This is a genomic window from Pseudomonas sp. LBUM1646 (assembly GCF_059716165.1).
This window is the reverse complement of record NZ_CP166810.1, coordinates 5405019-5423405: the sequence shown is the minus strand read 5'-3', so window position 1 is coordinate 5423405 and position 18387 is coordinate 5405019. Positions and strand designations below refer to the sequence as shown.

The following is an 18387-nucleotide window of genomic DNA, read 5'->3' as shown; positions in this document are numbered from 1 at the left end:
GAACGAATGGATTGCCAGCCGCGGCTGTTTATAACGATCGGTTAAACGTTGGGCAAAAAAAACGGCCGGATCGTCTGAAGAGACGACCCGGCCGTGTCTGGAGGGTGAAGCGCTTACTGCACTTCTACCGCCAGGCTTTCACTGATCTTTTTCTGCCAGATGGCAGGACCGGTGATGTGTACCGACTCGCCCTTGCTATCAACCGCAACGGTCACCGGCATGTCTTTCACGTCGAACTCGTAGATGGCTTCCATCCCCAGTTCGGCGAAAGCGACTACGCGGGATTTCTTGATCGCTTGCGCCACCAGGTAAGCCGCGCCGCCAACCGCCATCAGGTAAACGGCTTTGTGGTCCTTGATCGCTTCGATCGCGGTCGGGCCGCGCTCGGATTTGCCGATCATGCCCAACAGGCCGGTTTGCTCGAGGATCTGACGGGTGAACTTGTCCATCCGCGTCGCGGTGGTCGGACCGGCAGGGCCAACCACTTCTTCGCGCACCGGATCAACCGGGCCGACGTAGTAGATGAAGCGACCTTTCAGGTCCACCGGCAGGGTTTCACCTTTGTTCAGCATCTCGACCATGCGCTTGTGCGCGGCGTCGCGACCGGTGAGCATCTTGCCGTTGAGCAGGACGGTTTCGCCCGGCTTCCAGCTCTGCACGTCTTCCGGGGTCAGGGTGTCGAGGTTGACGCGACGAGCCGACGGGCCAGCTTCCCAGACGATTTCCGGGTAGGCGTCCAGCGGTGGCGCTTCCAGCGAGGCCGGGCCGGAACCGTCGAGCACGAAGTGCGCGTGACGGGTGGCGGCGCAGTTCGGGATCATGCACACCGGCAACGAAGCGGCGTGGGTCGGGTAATCCATGATCTTCACGTCGAGCACGGTGGTCAGGCCACCCAGGCCCTGGGCGCCGATGCCCAGTTGGTTGACCTTCTCGAACAGCTCCAGGCGCATCTCTTCGATACGGCTGGACGGGCCGCGCTTTTTCAGCTCGTGGATGTCGATGGATTCCATCAACACTTCCTTGGCCATCACCGCGGCTTTCTCGGCAGTGCCGCCGATGCCGATGCCGAGCATGCCCGGTGGGCACCAGCCGGCGCCCATGGTTGGCACAGTCTTCAGCACCCAGTCGACGATCGAGTCGGACGGGTTGAGCATGGCCATTTTCGATTTGTTCTCGGAACCGCCGCCCTTGGCCGCCACGTCCACTTCCACGGTATTACCCGGGACGATGGAGTAGTGGATGACCGCCGGGGTGTTGTCCTTGGTGTTTCTACGAGCGCCCGCCGGGTCGGCGAGGATCGAGGCACGCAGGACGTTTTCCGGCAGGTTGTAAGCCTGGCGCACGCCTTGGTTGATCATGTCGTCCAGGCTCATGGTGGCGCCATCCCAACGCACGTCCATGCCCACGCGGACAAACACAGTCACGATGCCGGTGTCCTGGCAGATCGGGCGGTGGCCGGTGGCGCACATGCGCGAGTTGATCAGGATTTGCGCCATCGAATCACGGGCCGCTGGCGATTCTTCGCGCAGGTAGGCTTCGTGCATCGCCTGGATGAAATCAACGGGGTGGTAATAGGAAATGAACTGCAGGGCGTCGGCAACGCTCTGAATCAGGTCGTCTTGCTTGATCACGGTCATGAGTCGCGCTCCTCTAAAAGACGGGAACATTCAATAGCTCTTCGAGCCAGCTTCAAGCGTTGAGCTGCAAGCGGCAAGCGGGGCAGTGTGTGTACTGCTTTGAACTTGCCGCTTTAAGCTTGCAACTTGAAGCTGACTCGAAGAGTCGTGGCACGCCGGGGCAGCTGGCGCGACGCTAAAAAGGCGCGGCAGTATAACTCGGCTCGCTGGCGGGTACACGCGCCAGCAGTCAAACGTTGGTCGCATACCACACGATCCCTGTAGCAGCTGGCGAAGCCTGCGTTCGGCTGCGAAGCAGTCGTAAAATCAGACACCGCGGTTTTTAAGGTAAACCGATGTGCATGGATTCACGACGGCTTCGCCGCCGAACGCAGGCTTCGCCAGCTGCTACAAGGGTTGCGGGGGCGGCAGGTTTGGTGAACGCGGGCCATGCTTTTGACGCCAGTTTTCCGCCCCGAAAATTGAATGGTCATTTATCGGTCGCGCCACTAAAGTGGCAATCGGCCTGTAGAGTAGGACACTCTTTCAGCCTCTTTTCCTTTGGTGAGTCAACGATTGACCCATAACGCCATCCAGCGCCTGTTGCTCAAACGTTTTGCCCTCGCGGCCGGCACCTATGCCCTGGCATTGCTGCTGCTGTGGCTGGCGTTTTTCACCGGTCACTACGATGTGCCCCTGGCCGGCGTTGCCGTCGGCAGTGCGTTGGTAGTCATCAGTCAGGCGGCGCTGTTCGCGGTGTTCTACAGCGGCTGTAACCTGCGCTTTAGCGACCCGAGCCTGACCGAAGTGCAAGTATTGCTGGGCCTGGGCTGGCAAACCTGGCTGATCTCTCATCTGGACGAGGCCCGCGGCGCGTTCCTGGTCTTCTACATATTGATCCTGCTGTTCGGCCTGTTCCATCTGTCACGCCGGGCCTTTGTGCGTTGCGCGTTGCTGGTGTTCTTCAGTTTCAGCGCCATCACGCTGTGGGAGGGTTACCACTTCCAGTTGCCCGACCCGGCACTCGCGCTGTTGCAGGAGTGTGTGCTGTTTATCGTGTTGGTGTGGCTGGTGCTCTACGCCCGTTACGTCCAGGCCTCGCGCCAGCTCATGCGCCAACGCCGCTTCGCCTTGCAGGCGCATCAGGACACCCTGCGCGGGATGATGCGCCAGCTCGAAGACCTGGTGGCCACCGACGAACTCACCGGCCTGTTCAACCGCCGCCACTTCCTGCGCCTGGCCTCCCGCGAACTCAATGCGATGGACGCTGGCGTGATCCACGGCTTGGCGCTGATCGACCTTGACCACTTCAAACGGATCAACGATGTGCATGGCCATGCCGCCGGTGATCAGGTGCTGCAAGCCTTCGCCGGGGTGGCCACGGCCTGCCTGCGCGAGGGTGATGTGCTGGCTCGTTACGGCGGCGAAGAATTCGTGGTGTTGCTGCCCGACTGTGATGCCGAGCGCCTGACCTCCTGTTGCGAACGGCTGCGCATCGCCTTTACCGATGTCGAGTTGTTCGGCTTGAGCGTGAGCAACCTAAGTCTGTCCGCCGGCATGACCTTGCTGGAACTGGGCGACGATCTGGACGACGCCCTGCAACGCGCCGACCAGGCGCTGTACCGCGCCAAGCGTGATGGTCGCAATCGTTGCGCGGCAGCCTGGGAGAACGTCGATGCCTGAGTTGCGAGTCGGCGAACGCCAGTGGTCGGTGGCGGCGGGCAGCAACCTGCTCGATGCCCTGAATCAGAATGGCGCCGCGGTCCCTTACAGCTGCCGCGCCGGCAGTTGCCATGCGTGTCTGGTGCAGTGTGTGCAAGGGTTGCCCAGCGATAGCCGTCCCGATGCCCTGAGTGCGGAGCAGCGTCAGCAAGGTTGGCGCCTGGCCTGTCAGTGTTCGGTGGTCGAGGACTTGCAGGTGCACACGTTCGACCCGCAACAGGACGGTCGCCCGGCCGAAGTCGCCGCCGTCGATTGGCTCAGCGCGAACGTGTTGCGTCTGCGCCTGATCACTCAACGCCCGCTGCGCTACGGCGCCGGCCAGCACCTGGTGTTGTGGGCCGGCCGCGTGGCGCGCCCGTACTCTCTGGCCAGCCTGCCGGACGAAGACCGCTTTCTGGAGTTTCACCTCGATTGCCGCCAGCCCGGCGAATTCAGCGATGCGGCGCGCCAGTTGCAGATCGGCGACACCATTCGCCTCGGCGAACTGCGCGGTGGCGCCCTGCATTACGACCCGGACTGGCACACTCGACCGCTGTGGCTGTTGGCGGCCGGCACCGGCCTGGGGCCATTGTTCGGCATCTTGCGCGAAGCGTTGCGCCAGGATCACCAGGGCGCCATCCGCGTCATTCACCTGGCCCATGACGCTGACGAGCATTACCTGGCCAAACCCCTGCAAGCCATGGCGGTAGGCCGTGACAACCTCACAGTCGAGCTCTGGACCCCGGCCGAGTTGCCACAGGCGTTGGCGCAACTGCGGCTTGTTTCAAGGCAAACCCTGGCCTTACTCTGCGGAGCCCCCGACAGCGTCGACGCCTTTGCCCGGCGCCTGTACCTGGCGGGATTGCCGCGCAATCAACTGCTGGCCGATACCTTCCTGCCCCGTGGTTGAGCGCTGATCGTTTAACGACGCGAGACTTGCCATGACCGATGCCATCCAACTTGAACGCGAGCGTGGTCTGCTGACTCTGCGCCTCAACCGCCCCGACAAGAAAAACGCCCTGACCCGCGCCATGTACAGCCACTTGGCCGAAGCGCTGAAACAGGCCGACACTGACCCCGAAATCAACGCCGTGCTGATCACCGGCAGCAGTGAATGCTTCACCGCTGGCAACGATATCGCCGACTTCATCCAGCAACCGCCGAGCAACCTCGACAGCCCGGTGTTTCACTTCATGCTCAACCTGCTCGAATGCCGAAAACCGGTGATTGCCGCCGTGGCCGGTGCGGCGGTGGGAATTGGTACGACCTTGTTGCTGCATTGCGATTTGGTCTATATCAGCCGCGACGCGCGCTTGCGCATGCCGTTCGTTAACCTCGGGTTGTGCCCGGAGTTTGGTTCCAGCCTGATCCTGCCGCGTTTGCTCGGGCACGCCAAAGCAGCAGAGTTGCTATTGCTCGGCGAAGGTTTCAGCGGTGAACAAGCGGCGCAATGGGGGATTGCCACTGAAGCGCTGGGCAGCGGCGAGGCGGCATTGGCCAAGGCGCGGGAGATGGCGTTGAAGTTTGAATCGTTGCCAGCGGAGGCCGTGCGCATCAGCAAACAATTGATGAAAGCGCCGGACCGGGAATTGATCCGCAAGGTGATAGAGGAAGAGGGCGCGTTGTTCACCCAGCGGCTGCGCTCGCCGGAAGCGATGGCAGCGTTGTCGGGGTTTATCAACCGGCATTGAACCTCGGATAAGCCGAAAAGATCGCAGCCTTCGGCAGCTCCTACGTTGATTGAGTTCGGCGCAACATTGCGGATGAACATCATCCCGTGTAGGCGCTGCCGAAGGCTGCGATCTTTTGAGCTTCAACGCAGAAGCCCCGCCATTCACAGGGCGGGGCTCTTAGGCATTCAGGACAAGTAGCGCAAAATGACCCCCTTTGAAGATTCTATGTAAGCCGAAACCAGAATCTTCCCATCATCCTGCAAGGCCATGCCGGTAGCGGCTTCCGTGCCGTCTTCAAGGTGAGTGCCCACCCAGCCCTTGCCATTGTTGAATGAGGGATCAAACGCTCCATCAATAAAACGCGCCACAACGATATCGACTTCGCCGTTGGGCAAGCCGACGCCTCCAACCACTACAATCTTGCCGTCGTTTTGAATGGCGCCGCCCATCCACAGGGTTGTCGCACCCTGCTCAAGCGATGTGTACAAAGGCATCCCCCTATTGAACTGGATATTGGGTGTGCCATCGGGTTCGATGCTGGTCAGCACAGCCATTCTGTTTGGAGAGGTAAAAGTATTACCTACTCCCAGAATTCGGTTGTTGGGCTGCTGGACCATGTGTTCGATTCGGATTCCGTTAGCCGCGGCAGGCGCTTCGATCAGGACGAATCCATCCTTTTTCGAGCCAAAGGACGTATCTAGATTGCCATCAGTGTCGAGGCGCACAAACATGGCGTTATGGGGCTTAACGAAATCCCAAGTGGCCCCACATCCCAGATACATGCCATCGGCCTGCACCATGATGTTTGCCAGATGGGTGGCTTGAGATAAAAAGGCTGGATGAATGACCGGAATGTAGCCGAGTTGATTGAAATCGAGATCAACGGTCCCTTTTTCCGTGAGTCGAATGATCAGACCTACTGCTTGCCCGGATTGAAAGACATAGCTTTGGAATGCCAGTATTTTTCCATCGGGCAGTATTTCAATGCCGCTTGGGCTTGCCGTGCTTTCGGTCGCTGGTTGTATTGTTTGATGTTTGGGCGCGGGGGCGGGAGGCGCCAGGACAATTTCCAGCACGGTGTAGCCGCCGGCTCCGAAGCTTTTATCGAGTATTCCATCGGTGGTAAAGCGAGCAAAGGCCGGTGGGCTTTCACTGCTGAGGGCTTTACCAAACAGAAGGATTTTACCGTCACTTTGTAAAGCCAGTGATTTTGCTTCGGAGTTGAGACCGGCAAACTGTCCTGTCACCAAGCCATCCTTGTTTTCACCAAACGTTGTATCGAGCTCCCCGTCGCTATTCAATCGTCCCAGCACATACAGGGCATCTGGCTGCAAGTCGTTCTCGCACCAACCGGCAAAGTAGATTTTGCGTTCGGGACCGAGCCCGTCGCTTTTGATGCTTTCTATCCTGAGGCTTGAATAGCCAGGAATATTCACCAATACGATGCCGTTGGTTCCAAACGTCTGATCGAGTTGGCCTGGGTAAGTCACAGCTTGAGTTGTCATATCCTGTACTCCATTCATCGGGGCGTTTTGTCGACTGCCTAAGTAACGGAATGGAGGGTTGCTTCCTCGGTCCTGTGCAAGGCGAATACTGACAGAGACTGGATTTGACGGCTTCATCGTGCCGCCTGTCTACTGTCAAACCTGACAGTAGACGCACTCGAATTTGCGGTTTTTATCGATCTTCAGACGAAAAAAAGCCCCGCCATTCACAGGGCGGGGCTTTTGACTTTCAGCAACCGGTCACTCAGACCATCGGGTCGCCAACGTGCAGGATTTTCATCCCGTTGGTGCCGCCGATGGTGTGGTAGCTGTCGCCCTTGGTCAGGATGACCCAGTCGCCTTTCTCCACGACGCCGCGCTTGAGCAGCTCGTCGATCGCGGCCTGGCTGACTTGCTCAGGTGGCAAGGACGCCGGGTCGAACGGGACGGTGTAGACGCCACGGAACATGGCAGCCCGAGCCTGGGTTTCGCGGTGCGGGGAGAACGCGTAGATCGGCACCGAGGAACGGATGCGCGACATGATCAGCGGCGTGTAGCCACTTTCGGTCAGGGCGATGATCGCCTTTACGCCCGGGAAGTGGTTGGCGGTGTACATGGCCGCCAGGGCGATGGACTGGTCGCAGCTTTCGAAGACTTTGCCGATGCGGTGGCTGGAGGTCTTGCTGGTCGGGTGCTTTTCAGCGCCGACGCAGATGCGCGCCATCGCTTGCACGGCTTCCAGCGGGTACAGACCGGCAGCACTTTCGGCCGAGAGCATCACGGCGTCGGTGTAGTCGAGCACGGCGTTGGCCACGTCGGACACTTCGGCGCGGGTCGGCATCGGGTTCTGGATCATCGACTCCATCATCTGGGTCGCGACGATCACTGCCTTGTTGTGGCGGCGTGCGTGCAGAATGATTTTCTTCTGGATACCCACCAGTTCGGCATCGCCGATTTCCACACCGAGGTCGCCACGGGCAACCATGACGGCATCGGAAGCCTTGATCAGCGCATCGAGGGTGTCGTCGTCGGCCACGGCTTCGGCGCGTTCGATCTTCGCCACCAGCCAGGCAGTACCGCCGGCCTCGTCGCGCAGTTGACGGGCGTATTCCATGTCGGCGGCGTCACGCGGGAAGGACACGGCGAGGTAGTCGACTTCCATCTCGGCGGCGAGCTTGATGTCGGCCTTGTCTTTTTCAGTCAGGGCTGGAGCGGTCAGGCCGCCGCCGCGACGGTTGATGCCTTTGTGGTCCGACAGCGGACCGCCGATCAGCACGGTGCAGTTCAGTTCGGTGGCGGTGGCGGAATCAACGCGCATCACCACGCGGCCGTCGTCGAGCAGCAGCTCGTCGCCCACGCCACAGTCTTTGACCAGGTCCGGGTAGTCGATGCCGACCACTTGCTGGTTGCCTTCGGTCAGCGGATGGCTGGTGGAGAAGGTGAACTGGTCACCGATCTTCAGCTCGATCTTCTTGCCGGCGAATTTGGCGATACGGATTTTCGGGCCTTGCAGGTCACCCAGCAGGGCAACGAAGCGGCCGTGCTTGGCGGCGAGGTCACGCACCAGCTTCGCGCGAGCCTTGTGCTCGTCGGGGGTGCCGTGGGAGAAGTTCAGGCGGGCGACGTCCAGGCCAGCCAGAATCAGCTGTTCGAGAACTTCCGGCGAGTTACTGGCCGGGCCAAGGGTAGCGACGATTTTGGTGCGACGGACGGACATGCATAGACTCCTGAGTTCAAGCGCTGAGTGAGGCTACTATGCTCTTGGGTTGTAGTCATTGTTCGTTTGCACTACTTATTCGTTTGTTTATTGAAACGAACATTCCTGAAGATTTCCGCCAACGGGTCGATACAGAGCTCAAGACAGGAGAACCCCCATGCGATTTGTGCTCATTGCCGCCCTTGCCATCACTGCCCTCAGCGTCACGGGCTGCACCCGTTGGTCGATGAACCATCATTTGAATAACGCCTACAGCGCCTATGACCGGGGCAATTGCGAGCAGGTGATGCTCGAACTGTCCAAGGTCGACCGCGCCAGCCGTGCCCGGCGCTATGTGCAGCCGGAAGTGTCAATGATGCGCGGCCAGTGCCTGGAACGGCAGAAGCTGTTTATCGACGCAGCCCAGACCTACCAGTACATCATCGCCTCGTACCCGCAAAGCGAATACGCCTACCGTGCCCGCGCCCGGCTGGAAACCCTGGAGTCCCTGGGCCACTATCCGACGCGCAGCGCTGCCGTGGTGCGGCCGACCCGCTTCTGATGATAGATCTCATACGAAGGCTGACCGAGTGTATGGGGTGAGCTATAGTCGACTAAACCGGCCTTGGAGCCTTGCCTCCAAGCCGACGTAACACCTGCGACTGGCAGCGGTAAGTGGCAGCGGTCGGGATGGACTGTCACACCGGAAGCGGGGAGAGCGTGCCTCTTCTTCTTTTATAGAACACAAGAAGGCCCGTTCCGAAGCATTAGTGCGGCCCTGCTTAAGGGTCTTGCGTAGCGAATTCAGCATGTTCACCGACCGCCGGATCGAGCGGCATCAACTGCCGTATTTTCTGAAAGTGTTCAACAGTGTCACCGAAAAACCCATCGGCTTTCTGGGCAATGTGTCCGAAGACGGGCTGATGCTCATTAGCCAGTTGCCGATGATGATCGGCGCTGACTTTGACTTGCGTCTGAAGATACCCGCAGGTGATGGCTGCCAGCAGGTCATCGATGTGCGGGCCAGTTGTTTGTGGTGCCACGAAGACGCGACTCCTCACCACTATGACGCCGGGTTCAGCCTGCAACGGGCACCGCCGGAATATGGGCAATTGGTGAGTGCGTTGCGCCAGTACTTCAGTTTTCAGCCGTTGCCTGCTTCGGTCTGAAAAGCAAAAAATCGCAGCCAGCGGCAGCTCCTACGTGAGCGGTGTTCATTCGTTCTATTGCGGCGAACACGGTCCCCGTAGGAGCTGCCGAAGACTGCGATCTTTTGATCTTGCTGTTACGTCGCGCTCACCGCCGGCTCATTCTCCAGCGTCTTCTCTACCAGCAACAACCCCAACTCACTCAACTGATAAATCGCCATCGCCAGGTGCCGTGGCTTGTCGTCCAGGCTTTCGGCCAGGTCGAGCAGCAGGATGCTGACCGAAGAAAAGGTCTCGTACGTCTGGATGGTGATGGCCTGGGCGTTGGCTTCGGGGGCGACGGCGAACATTTGCATGGCTCGATCCTGTGGGGCACGCAGGTGGTGGGCGTTGGGTTTGAGGTAGTGATCGAGGGCACGGTCGGCAGCCTCGCGGAGTTTTTTGGCATCGAGGGTGGCCGAAAACGGGTCCGTTTTCGGCGGATTGGGTGTTGCTTTGAACATAGTCATAAGTTCCCTAAAGGAGCTGCCACCGACTCGCGACTAAACGAAGGGTGGCGGCTGTACACAGGTTAGTCGACCGGGAGGAACTATGAAAAAACCGGCGCGCCCGAGGGCGCCCTGTGCACAGCCACCATAACGTTCAGGAAGGGGGATAGGGACATCCCGACCGTCTGGCGTGCCTTGCACTTTCATAGAACCTCCCAGGCGACTAAACCCGGCCGCTGCCTATCAGCGACACGAATCAAGTTACGGGGCAGGCCAAAAGTGCACAAGCCGGCCGATTCTGGCGCAGCTGTAGGCAAAGGCGCAAGGCTTCGTAGGCCTCAAAAAACGTGGGAAAAGTCCGTAGGACCGTTCGTCGGGACTGTCAGTTATTACAGGTATCTGGGCAGGCAATGTTCGGTTTTAAATAACTCCAATGCACAGGCCCGTGACGCCTATCGTTGGAGGATTCAATAATGTCGGATCAACCCGAACTGCCTAACCCCGTTAATACCAGCGACACCACCGGCATCCAGGGCGGGCTGCGGCCCATTAATGCTCCGCGGCAAGGGGTACTTGTCAGCAGGAAAGGTTTCCAGGTCATAGGGCCGGACTATCACAGCCCCAATGATGAAACGGTCAAGTTGCACCTATACGTCTTCCACGGGGGTACTAATCGCTATGCGGGTGAGCAACTGCTGACTTTGCAGCCCAATGTCGTGCCATTTACTACTCAATGGACTACGGCAATGCCGACCTGGGTACCGCCCCGTGCAAGTGCTTATTTGCTCTATCAATTCAAGCTCAATAGTGACGTAGAGTCGGATTGGTACGATTCCGGCTGGTTCGAGCTCGGGGAGCCGCCCCAGATAACTTCTCATAGTCCGGACAACGTGCTGGAGGATGTCAGGCCAGTTTTCAAAGGTCAGGGCATGCCGGGTGGTTTTTTAAAATTCACTCGAACGGGGGCCGGTGGGTCGATCGAAATGAGCGATGTGGGAAGCATCGCTAATGGTGGTTCTTGGGAGTTGGCCCTCACGAAGAATTTGAACGTGGGCTTCAACGACATTACAGCCTCGTCGTGGATCGATGCTCAAAATCCCGGTCGCTCTGTTGTCAGAGATTACACGTTCTACCTGCTGCCAAAACCGGTTGTTTCCCCCCTTCCCGACAGCGGCTTGATCAGAGAACCCAGGCCTGAGATTTCAGGCACGGGAAATTGGAAGGTGGACGTTGATGTGCACAAGGGGGGCGATGGGACAACGGTATACGGAACGGTGGCCGTCGCGCAGAACGATACGTGGAAAGTAAAACTCACCCGGGACTTACCTCAGGGGCCCTTCCATCTGACGGGTAAACAGCGCAAGGATGGCAAGAATAGTAGTTGGGCCACCGCTGTGTCTGTCTTCGGCCTGTTCCCCTTGACCATCACCGATCCCAATACCACGGAGGACCAAGACCCGGCCTTTGAGCTGGGCGGCGACGGCGGGTTGGCCAGCGCAGACGTTGTTGTATACCTGGATCCGACAAGCACCCAGGTCGGCACCGGTAGAGTATCGTCAAATGGCCGCTGGAATGCCGCCATCAGCGGTTTGATCCCCGGTGCCCGAAGCCTGACGGTGCTACAAAAACACGCCCCGTACACGTCGGATCGCAGCGTCCCAAAGGTCTTCAAAATCCGCCCACCCAAACTGTCCCCCATCGAAGTGGAACTGTTGCCCAATCAGGCCGTGAAGTTTTCGGGGGATGGCTACGACACCGCCACTCTGGTACTCAGTTACGTCAGTGGGCCGGTCGACAAAAAGTTGCCGGAAGTCGTGGTGGCCAATGGTCGCTGGGAGGTCAGCTCCACGGCCTGGACGTCCGGGACCTATACCTACTCGGCGATCCAAAAGGTGTCTGACAATGCCGACGGCTGGATCCCTACGAGGGACTTCCACTTTCAATTCACCATCCCCGATCCGGAGCTTGAGCCGGTGCCGGACCCGACCAATGTGACGTATACGCCCGTGTACACGCCGACGTTTTCCGGCAACGGCAGGAATCAAGCCACCGTGTTGATCAAGAAAGAGGGCGGGGCCGAGGCGGCGCCAGATGCTTTGGTAGAGGGCAGTCGCTGGTCGAGCCCGTCGAGTCAGGAATGGGGGCCGACGTTCGACCAGAACGTTGACTTGAAGCAGCGTCTCGACGGACGGGACTCTGAGGGCTGGGTCCGGCTTGTGGTGACGATCCCGCCGCTCGCACCGGTGATCACCGGCCTGGAGGATAACGACTTATCACCCACTATCTCGGGCAACTGCTGGAAGACGGGGGCGGTGGTCAACCTGAGATTCGACGATAGCCCGGACACGGTCGAATCGGCCACTGTGACGGGGAGCACCTGGACCTTCAGACGCCCCCGGTCATTCGCCCCCAATGTGACCCATACGGTGTTCGTCACCCAGATCGCAGCGCAACAAACTTCACCGCCGACTAGGCGAGAGTTTGTGGTGAGAAGGACGCTGCTCAAACCCGTCATCGACTATCCCACGCGCGAGATAGAGGTGGAACGCAATCTGACCGTCTGTGGGCGACATGGCTTGGCCGGAGCGTCGATGCAGCTTCGTATCGATGGCATCAATAAGGGGGAGACCAAACTGCTGACCAGCGATGGCAACTGGTCCATCAACCTCAAGGACCAGAAGTTCGGTCGGCGCATCCTGGACGCACAGCAGACCCTGGACGGTCGGCCGTCCGAGCTCAGTGAATCCGTGCCTTTTCATGTGGTGCTGATGCCACCGGTCTTCACGACGCCACTGCCGGGCGGTGATCTGCCGCGGATATCGACGATTTCCGGTGAGGGGATGCCCGGCGCGAGTGTCTCGGTGTGGCTGGATGGTCGCGATGATTTTTTGCTCACGGGTGTCTTGGTCAGTCCTGCTGGCCGCTGGGAAGGCCCGGTGACATTGCCCGTCGGGGTGACGACCTTACGGGCCAGGCAAGCCATCGAGCAGGTGGTTTCCAACGACAGCCCGCTGTTGACGTGCAACGTGGTACCCGCCGCACCCTACATCGAAACGCCGGTCCAGAATGGGCACATCGGCCGCTCGACCGTGGTGTCCGGCTTCGGCGTACCGGGGGACACCGTCACCCTCCTTCTGGGCGATGCCGTGCTCGGTAGCACTCTGGTACTGGTGGATCGCACCTGGTCGGTCGCCACCTCGCTCACTCAACCCGGTGGTGGTCACGTGCTGGTGGCGGTGGCTTCGTATGACGGGTTTGAGTCTGACCGCTCCGCAAGACTGCCCGTAGTGCTCGGCAGCTATTTACCCATCATCGATTCGCCACAGGCGGGACGCTGGGTGGATGAACCGGTGGCCTTCAGCGGTCAAGGTCGACCGGGCACCGGCCAGTTGGTGAGCTGGTTCAACCCCGAGCAGCCATGGGCGCCGAACCTGGCAGTCAATGCACAGGGCTGGCAAGGGCTGGCGGTGCGGGCGCTGCCGACGGGCGGCAATTGGTGTCGGTTCAAGCAGACCATCGTCGATGGGGCCGATGCCTCGACGATTTCCGATTGGAGCGAGAGCGGCCGTTTTGAAGTCCTCGATCCATCGTCGCGCTGACGCCCATTGTCTGATGAGCGGTCACCTCTACTGTCAGTTATGACAGTAGACGACTCCAGCTCAGACGTTCAGATTGGCACTACAAGATGAATGTCCCGACTGCCGTTCGGGCGCTAATACCCATCAAGGAACTTGGCCATGGCGGACTCCAGTAATCGTCCTATCCAACAATTGTTTGAGCAGGTGTTCGGTGAGGAACAGCGCACCGCCCATGCTGCCCTGGCGACTTACATCGAGCAGGGCGGATCTATCTTTCCCTTGGTGGAGAGAGGCGTGCGGGGGCTGGTGCGCGATTACGGGCTGGGCCGTGAGGAGGCGCAGCAGTTCTTGCGCCGGGCCAACAGCCTGGCCACGTATGTGCGCCGCCAGTTTATCGAGCACAGCCTGACAGGTTCCGGGGAGCACGCCGGTACGCCGTCTAGCGGGCTGTTGTCGCTGGTTCCGGGACCGAGCTATGAGCGTTTGTTCTCCCCCAACTTTGACACGTTGTGTCCGCCCGATGCCCTGGAATCAGTGGCCTCGCCCGTGGCGTATCTGGTCGAGCTGTTGCGCTGGATCCGCGACTTGATCGAACCGCTAGGCTCGGGCAAAAAATTGTATTTGCATGACCGTCGCAAAGACCTGAAGCAGTTGCACATCGACTTCAACGCGGTGCACCAATCGGTGTCTGCGGTGGACATCATCGTCTCGGTACTGGAGACCTTCATCAAGGGCGAGAACGCGGTGCCCGATCTGGAACAAGCCATGATCGCAGCCCGCTACCCCAATGGGCTGCCGTATTACCAGCACTGGGTCACGCTGGATACGGTCGCTCGTCATCACGGTATGTCGGTGGGTAACTTTGTTCATATGGTGGACTTGTCCTCGCCGTATTTCCTCCAGCCCGAGGCCTGGGACAACGACGCAAAACGGGCCCTGACCCACGCTTCGCGGTTGGGGCCTTATCAACGACAGCTGTTGACCGAGCCAGTGGTGGCCGAGGATAAACGGGATGCCTTTTATCTGAGTAACTTCGGTGCTGAGAGTACGTGCTGGAGCAAACTCAATGAGGTGTCGCTTTTCGGTGAGCGCACCAAGCTCGATGCCCGGGGCGTCGAGGCGCTGCTGTCGGTGCGTGATTTTGCCCCGACCCGCTCGGCCAACGTGATGGTGTATCAGCCGCCATCGCCGACTGGTGAAAGCGAGCGTTCAGGCTCGGTTTACCTCAATGGCGGCGCATCCCCGGCGGTCACCATCAATTACAGCGAAGCGCTCCACCGCCTGAGTACGGATCCGGACACCGCATTTGCGCGTTATGACCGGATGAACCGCAAGCTGCGCCTGGATCAATGGCTGGAGCTGCCGAGTGAACAGGTGGATGCGCTGCTGGTGGCGGCGATGAAGGCCGAAAAGCGCGGCCCCACAAACACGTGGTGGATAAGCAATTCTACGGTGCATGCCCTGGGGCTGTTTCAGTCATTGCGCGAGCGCTACGGTTGCACGGCACAGGACTTCGCGGTGTTTATCGATGAGGTGGCGATCTACGGCCGGGGCGAAGGGTTGTCGCAATTCGACCAAGTGTTCAACAACCAGGGCGGCTATCGCGAACCCCTGATGCTGGATAACGGAGAGTTCCCGATCATCCCGGCAACCGGGGTTGCGGATCTGACGATCAACCGCTTATGCAGCGGCCTGGGCATTGATCTGAAGACTTACCAATACCTGGCCCTGGCGATTGCGCGGGCACATCAATGCACCACCTCGTTTCAGCGCAGCCCAGCGATCATTTCCGCGTTCTACCGGTTGGTGAAGTTGCCGCGTCTGTTGGGCATCACACCGGTCGAGGGCGTGCTGATGCTGACCTTGCTGGGTGGCGAAAACTGGGTTGATGGCCTGGCGGGCATCCCGACGATCAAGGCGACCCCTGGCAGCGAAACCGTTCCCGATGTACTGAACCTCATTTATGCCCTGCATGCTTGTGTGGGTTGGTGCCGGGATCGTGAGTTACCGGTGCTGTGGATGTTGCAACAGGTGTCGCCACCAGCGGTGTTGGCGGTGGCCTCAGAGAAGGAGCGTCAGTTGTTCGAGCAGGCGGGCAATCTGTTGCCCGCTGCACTGTTCGCCAATGCCACGCTGCTGATGGTAGGCGTGCCGCCGCTGGTCGGCGCCGACTGGCTGGACTTGTTGGGGACACTGGTCGACCCCACGGGATTGGTGATGAGTTTTGCAGGCACTGAACCCGAGTATCTGCAGAAGGCACGTATAGAACTGGATAAGGCCGTTCACGATGGCCTGGGTGAGGAAGACGCCTCGGCGCGTGCGGTCATTGTCGAAAGGATGCTCACGGTGCTGTTGCAGGCCCGTGATGCCCAGGCGTCGGTGGTCAGGGAATCCCTGGCGGTGTACACCGGCCTTGATGCCGAGCGGGTGTCCAATGTGCTGGTCTGGGCAAACAGCACGGTTTACCAGTTGCTGCGCCAGGTGCAGGAACACGCCGCGCGCGCGTCGGCGAACACGCTGAAGGACGAGCCGGACCCCGCGTTCACCTTACTGGCCGATGTACGGCGGCGCAGCAACGTCGTATTGCAACTCGATCTGAGTGCCACGCTGTTGCAGGACTATTTGCAATATGGCTACACGGCGTGGCTGGGGCAGGACAACCGGCACGCGTTTTCGGTGCGAACCCTTTACTACCTGACGGCACTGACCCGGGCGTTTGAACTCGGTGAGCAACCGGCCGGGAAATTGCTGGATTACCTGCGCGAGGTCAACTCACTGCCGGACCCGATTTCCAACGAAGCGCTGGGGCTTGCGCAGAAGGCGGCCTCGATCCGCCTGGCCGCGTTTTTCGACTGGAGCGTTGAGGAAGTGCGGGCGTGCGTCGCGCATATCGACCCCAAAACACGCCTGATGAAGAACCTGACTCAACTGGATCTGTTGATGCGCATTCGGGTGCTGGCCCGGTACACCGGCATGGACGCCTTGACGATCTTTCGGGTGGGCAATCTGCCGGAGTCGGTCGATAAAAATACGTACCGGCACGCCGCTGAAAGTGCCTTGCTGAGCCTCACCGAAGCCAGTGCTCCGGTGGTGGCCTACCACGACGAGGTGCCTGAACCGATCGTCACGCTGACCTGCATCGTGGACAAGAGCGATGTGGTCGCCAACAACCCGAAGGACAAGATCACTTTTACCGTGACGCTCAAGGACACCGACAACAGGGTTGTGCCGTACGTCAATGTTTACTGGCAGGCCAGCCTCGGCACCATCGCGACGCAGGCGACCGACGAAAAAGGCCAAGTCAGGGCCGAGTACGTGGGCAAGGTCATGGGTACGGAGACGCCGTTGTTCTGGCTGGATCTGATGGAGCCCGAGTATGCCCCGACCATCAACGTCATCGTCGACGTGAAGTCATTGACGATGCTGTCGGCATCCATGTCCCGGGTCCCGGACGAACCGGTGCCGGCGGGTCGGGAAGTCGAGTTTTACGGCACCCTGACGGATCGTTTCAAGAACCTTGGCAAAGACCAGTTGGTGCGCTGGTCTGTGGAACCGTTCGACGAGGAAACGACGGGCTCCGCGACCATCCGGCCGGCACAGGGGGACAGCAATCAGGAGGGCCTGGTGCGGGCTTTTGTCTCCAGCGCCGACGGTGGACGTTTCCTTGTCAGCGTCCTCATCGAGAGCGCCGAGACCAGCCTGATTTTCGACTCCATCACTTTTGCCGGCCCTGGCGCCGAATGACAACGGCTGGAAGCGGTTTACGCCCGACGGGCATAGGAGCAAGGAACATGGCACAGCACAACATTGGCGGTCTGCTTGAAAAGCGTCGTTTGGCACTGGTCGAATACTGTATCGGTCAAGTCGGCAAAACCGGCGATAACGCGAAGTTCAACTTCCTGAGGACGCCGGGGGATCTGTTCGAGCTGCTGCGCCTGGACCCGCTGGACAGCTATCCGGTGCAAAGCTCCTGGGTGGCCGAGGCGACCAGTTGCGCCCAACAATTTATTCATGCGGCTTATCGCCAGCTGGAGCCGGGCTATGGTCAAACGCCGTTCAAGCCAGAGGAGCTGCAACTCTGGGAAGAGGGCCTGCAACGTTGGGAGCTGCACAACAACTATCCGGATTGGGCGGCGGTGACACAAATAGGGGTCTACCCGGAAAACTTCATCAACCCGTTTGTGCGCCAGCGCAAGACTGGCCTGTTCAAGGTGCTTGAAAACGATCTGAACCAGACGCGCCTGAACAGCGATTCGGTGCAACGGGCCTTGCAGAATTACCTGCAAGCCTTCGAGCAAACCTGCAACCTGGATGTGCTCAGCAGTTACATGGACGGCGCCACCCCCACCCTTGCCAACTATTACTTCATCGGCCGCCAGCGCGTGCCGCCGTTCCAGTATTTCTGGCGCAAGGCCGAGATCGAACTGCAACCTGACTGCAAAGCCATCAACCCGGTGGCGTGGGGGGAATGGCAACCGGTGGAAATCGGCACGGGCGATCGGGTGCTGGACATTCGCCCGGTGTTTTGGAGTGGACGGTTGTGTGTGGTGTGGGCGCAGTGGCGTGACCAGATCGTCGAGTTGACCGACAGCGATCCAATCGTGCGCTTGCCGTACAAACTCGAGATCAATCTCGCGTTCATGATGCAGAACGGGCAATGGTCGGCACCGCTGAACCTGCACAGCAGTGAGCCTAAGACGGATTTGTCCACCAACGCCCGGTTGATCGCAACGATAACGGTCGATGATCGTCAGCGCCAAAGGCGTGCTGGGAGTGCTGTTGACCGGTTCCAAGGTGTACGCGGTACGAGATGTGCTGATGCGCCCGGTACAGGAAGACAATGGCACTTGGCTGGACTTTCTGGCGCTCTATCGGTTCCCCGATGCGTTGACCGTGCAACATCCGCTGTTCGCGAAGAACCAGCCGAAGGTCACCGCTGAAGTCACTGCCGATGGCTCATTGACGAGCCATTACGATTTGCAGGTGTTGTTTATCAGTGGCAG

12 protein-coding genes are annotated in these 18387 nt (G+C 59.7%); 8 read left to right on the top strand and 4 right to left on the bottom strand.

All coding sequences use genetic code 11. The annotated features are described in order from the left end of the window. Window positions 1-113: 113 nt before the first annotated feature. Complete coding sequence (locus ACA071_RS24690) at window positions 114-1637, bottom strand: fumarate hydratase (protein WP_424485861.1); 1524 nt, start codon at window positions 1635-1637, stop codon at window positions 114-116. 555 nt (window positions 1638-2192) lie between these two features. Between ACA071_RS24690 and ACA071_RS24685 the strand changes: the two genes are divergently transcribed. Genes ACA071_RS24685 through ACA071_RS24675 form a run of 3 tightly spaced genes read left to right on the top strand, consistent with a single transcriptional unit; the run spans window position 2193 to window position 5008 of the window. Further along, complete coding sequence (locus tag ACA071_RS24685) at window positions 2193-3299, top strand: GGDEF domain-containing protein (RefSeq protein ID WP_497641512.1); 1107 nt, start codon at window positions 2193-2195, stop codon at window positions 3297-3299. After that, window positions 3292-4227, top strand: coding sequence for an iron-sulfur-binding ferredoxin reductase (locus ACA071_RS24680; RefSeq protein ID WP_497641511.1), 936 nt, complete (start codon window positions 3292-3294; stop codon window positions 4225-4227). The genes ACA071_RS24685 and ACA071_RS24680 overlap by 8 nt, the downstream gene beginning before the upstream one ends. 31 nt (window positions 4228-4258) lie before the next feature. After that, the gene (locus tag ACA071_RS24675; protein ID WP_497641510.1) at window positions 4259-5008 is read left to right on the top strand and encodes an enoyl-CoA hydratase-related protein; all 750 of its coding nucleotides are present in this window, start codon (window positions 4259-4261) and stop codon (window positions 5006-5008) included. 167 nt (window positions 5009-5175) lie between these two features. Here ACA071_RS24675 and ACA071_RS24670 read toward each other — a convergent pair whose 3' ends face one another. Both ACA071_RS24670 and pyk read right to left on the bottom strand, forming a co-directional pair. Next, window positions 5176-6495, bottom strand: a complete 1320-nt coding sequence (locus ACA071_RS24670) for a hypothetical protein (protein ID WP_497641509.1) — start codon at window positions 6493-6495, stop codon at window positions 5176-5178. Window positions 6496-6739: 244 nt separating this feature from the next. Beyond that, entirely contained in the window at window positions 6740-8191 is a 1452-nt protein-coding gene (gene pyk, locus ACA071_RS24665; protein WP_497641508.1) for a pyruvate kinase, read from the bottom strand. A 157-nt stretch (window positions 8192-8348) separates the two neighbouring features. Between pyk and ACA071_RS24660 the strand changes: the two genes are divergently transcribed. Both ACA071_RS24660 and ACA071_RS24655 read left to right on the top strand, forming a co-directional pair. Beyond that, a complete protein-coding gene (locus tag ACA071_RS24660) occupies window positions 8349-8732 on the top strand; it encodes a tetratricopeptide repeat protein (RefSeq protein ID WP_497641507.1) in 384 nt (127 codons plus the stop codon). A 247-nt stretch (window positions 8733-8979) separates the two neighbouring features. Next, complete coding sequence (locus tag ACA071_RS24655; protein ID WP_497641506.1) at window positions 8980-9339, top strand: PilZ domain-containing protein; 360 nt, start codon at window positions 8980-8982, stop codon at window positions 9337-9339. A gap of 116 nt (window positions 9340-9455) precedes the next feature. On the opposite strand, the gene ACA071_RS24650 is transcribed toward ACA071_RS24655, so the two are convergent. Continuing rightward, entirely contained in the window at window positions 9456-9821 is a 366-nt protein-coding gene (locus tag ACA071_RS24650; RefSeq protein WP_497641505.1) for a DUF6124 family protein, read from the bottom strand. Window positions 9822-10279: 458 nt separating this feature from the next. On the opposite strand from ACA071_RS24650, the gene ACA071_RS24645 reads away from it, so the two are divergent. The 3 genes from ACA071_RS24645 (at window position 10280) to ACA071_RS24635 (ending at window position 18324) form a co-directional block, all read left to right on the top strand. Further along, window positions 10280-13405 carry a hypothetical protein gene (locus tag ACA071_RS24645; RefSeq protein WP_497641504.1) on the top strand — a complete coding sequence of 1042 codons (3126 nt, stop codon included), beginning with the start codon at window positions 10280-10282 and terminating at the stop codon, window positions 13403-13405. 138 nt (window positions 13406-13543) lie between these two features. Next, complete coding sequence (locus ACA071_RS24640) at window positions 13544-17128, top strand: Tc toxin subunit A (protein ID WP_497641503.1); 3585 nt, start codon at window positions 13544-13546, stop codon at window positions 17126-17128. Between the two features lie 47 nt (window positions 17129-17175). Then, on the top strand, window positions 17176-18324 hold the full coding sequence (locus tag ACA071_RS24635) for a neuraminidase-like domain-containing protein (RefSeq protein WP_497641502.1): 1149 nt from the start codon (window positions 17176-17178) through the stop codon (window positions 18322-18324). Window positions 18325-18387: the final 63 nt, after the last annotated feature.

Excerpts from the sequence above, each read along its gene's own strand:
- ACA071_RS24690 (WP_424485861.1), bottom strand. The coding sequence starts at position 1,637 with ATGACCGTGATCAAGCAAGACGACCTGATTCAGAGCGTTGCCGACGCC.
- ACA071_RS24660 (WP_497641507.1), top strand. The coding sequence starts at position 8,349 with ATGCGATTTGTGCTCATTGCCGCCCTTGCCATCACTGCCCTCAGCGTC.
- ACA071_RS24670 (WP_497641509.1), bottom strand. The coding sequence starts at position 6,495 with ATGACAACTCAAGCTGTGACTTACCCAGGCCAACTCGATCAGACGTTT.
- ACA071_RS24680 (WP_497641511.1), top strand. The coding sequence starts at position 3,292 with ATGCCTGAGTTGCGAGTCGGCGAACGCCAGTGGTCGGTGGCGGCGGGC.
- pyk (WP_497641508.1), bottom strand. The coding sequence starts at position 8,191 with ATGTCCGTCCGTCGCACCAAAATCGTCGCTACCCTTGGCCCGGCCAGT.
- ACA071_RS24675 (WP_497641510.1), top strand. The coding sequence starts at position 4,259 with ATGACCGATGCCATCCAACTTGAACGCGAGCGTGGTCTGCTGACTCTG.
- ACA071_RS24640 (WP_497641503.1), top strand. The coding sequence starts at position 13,544 with ATGGCGGACTCCAGTAATCGTCCTATCCAACAATTGTTTGAGCAGGTG.
- ACA071_RS24645 (WP_497641504.1), top strand. The coding sequence starts at position 10,280 with ATGTCGGATCAACCCGAACTGCCTAACCCCGTTAATACCAGCGACACC.
- ACA071_RS24655 (WP_497641506.1), top strand. The coding sequence starts at position 8,980 with ATGTTCACCGACCGCCGGATCGAGCGGCATCAACTGCCGTATTTTCTG.
- ACA071_RS24635 (WP_497641502.1), top strand. The coding sequence starts at position 17,176 with ATGGCACAGCACAACATTGGCGGTCTGCTTGAAAAGCGTCGTTTGGCA.
- ACA071_RS24650 (WP_497641505.1), bottom strand. The coding sequence starts at position 9,821 with ATGTTCAAAGCAACACCCAATCCGCCGAAAACGGACCCGTTTTCGGCC.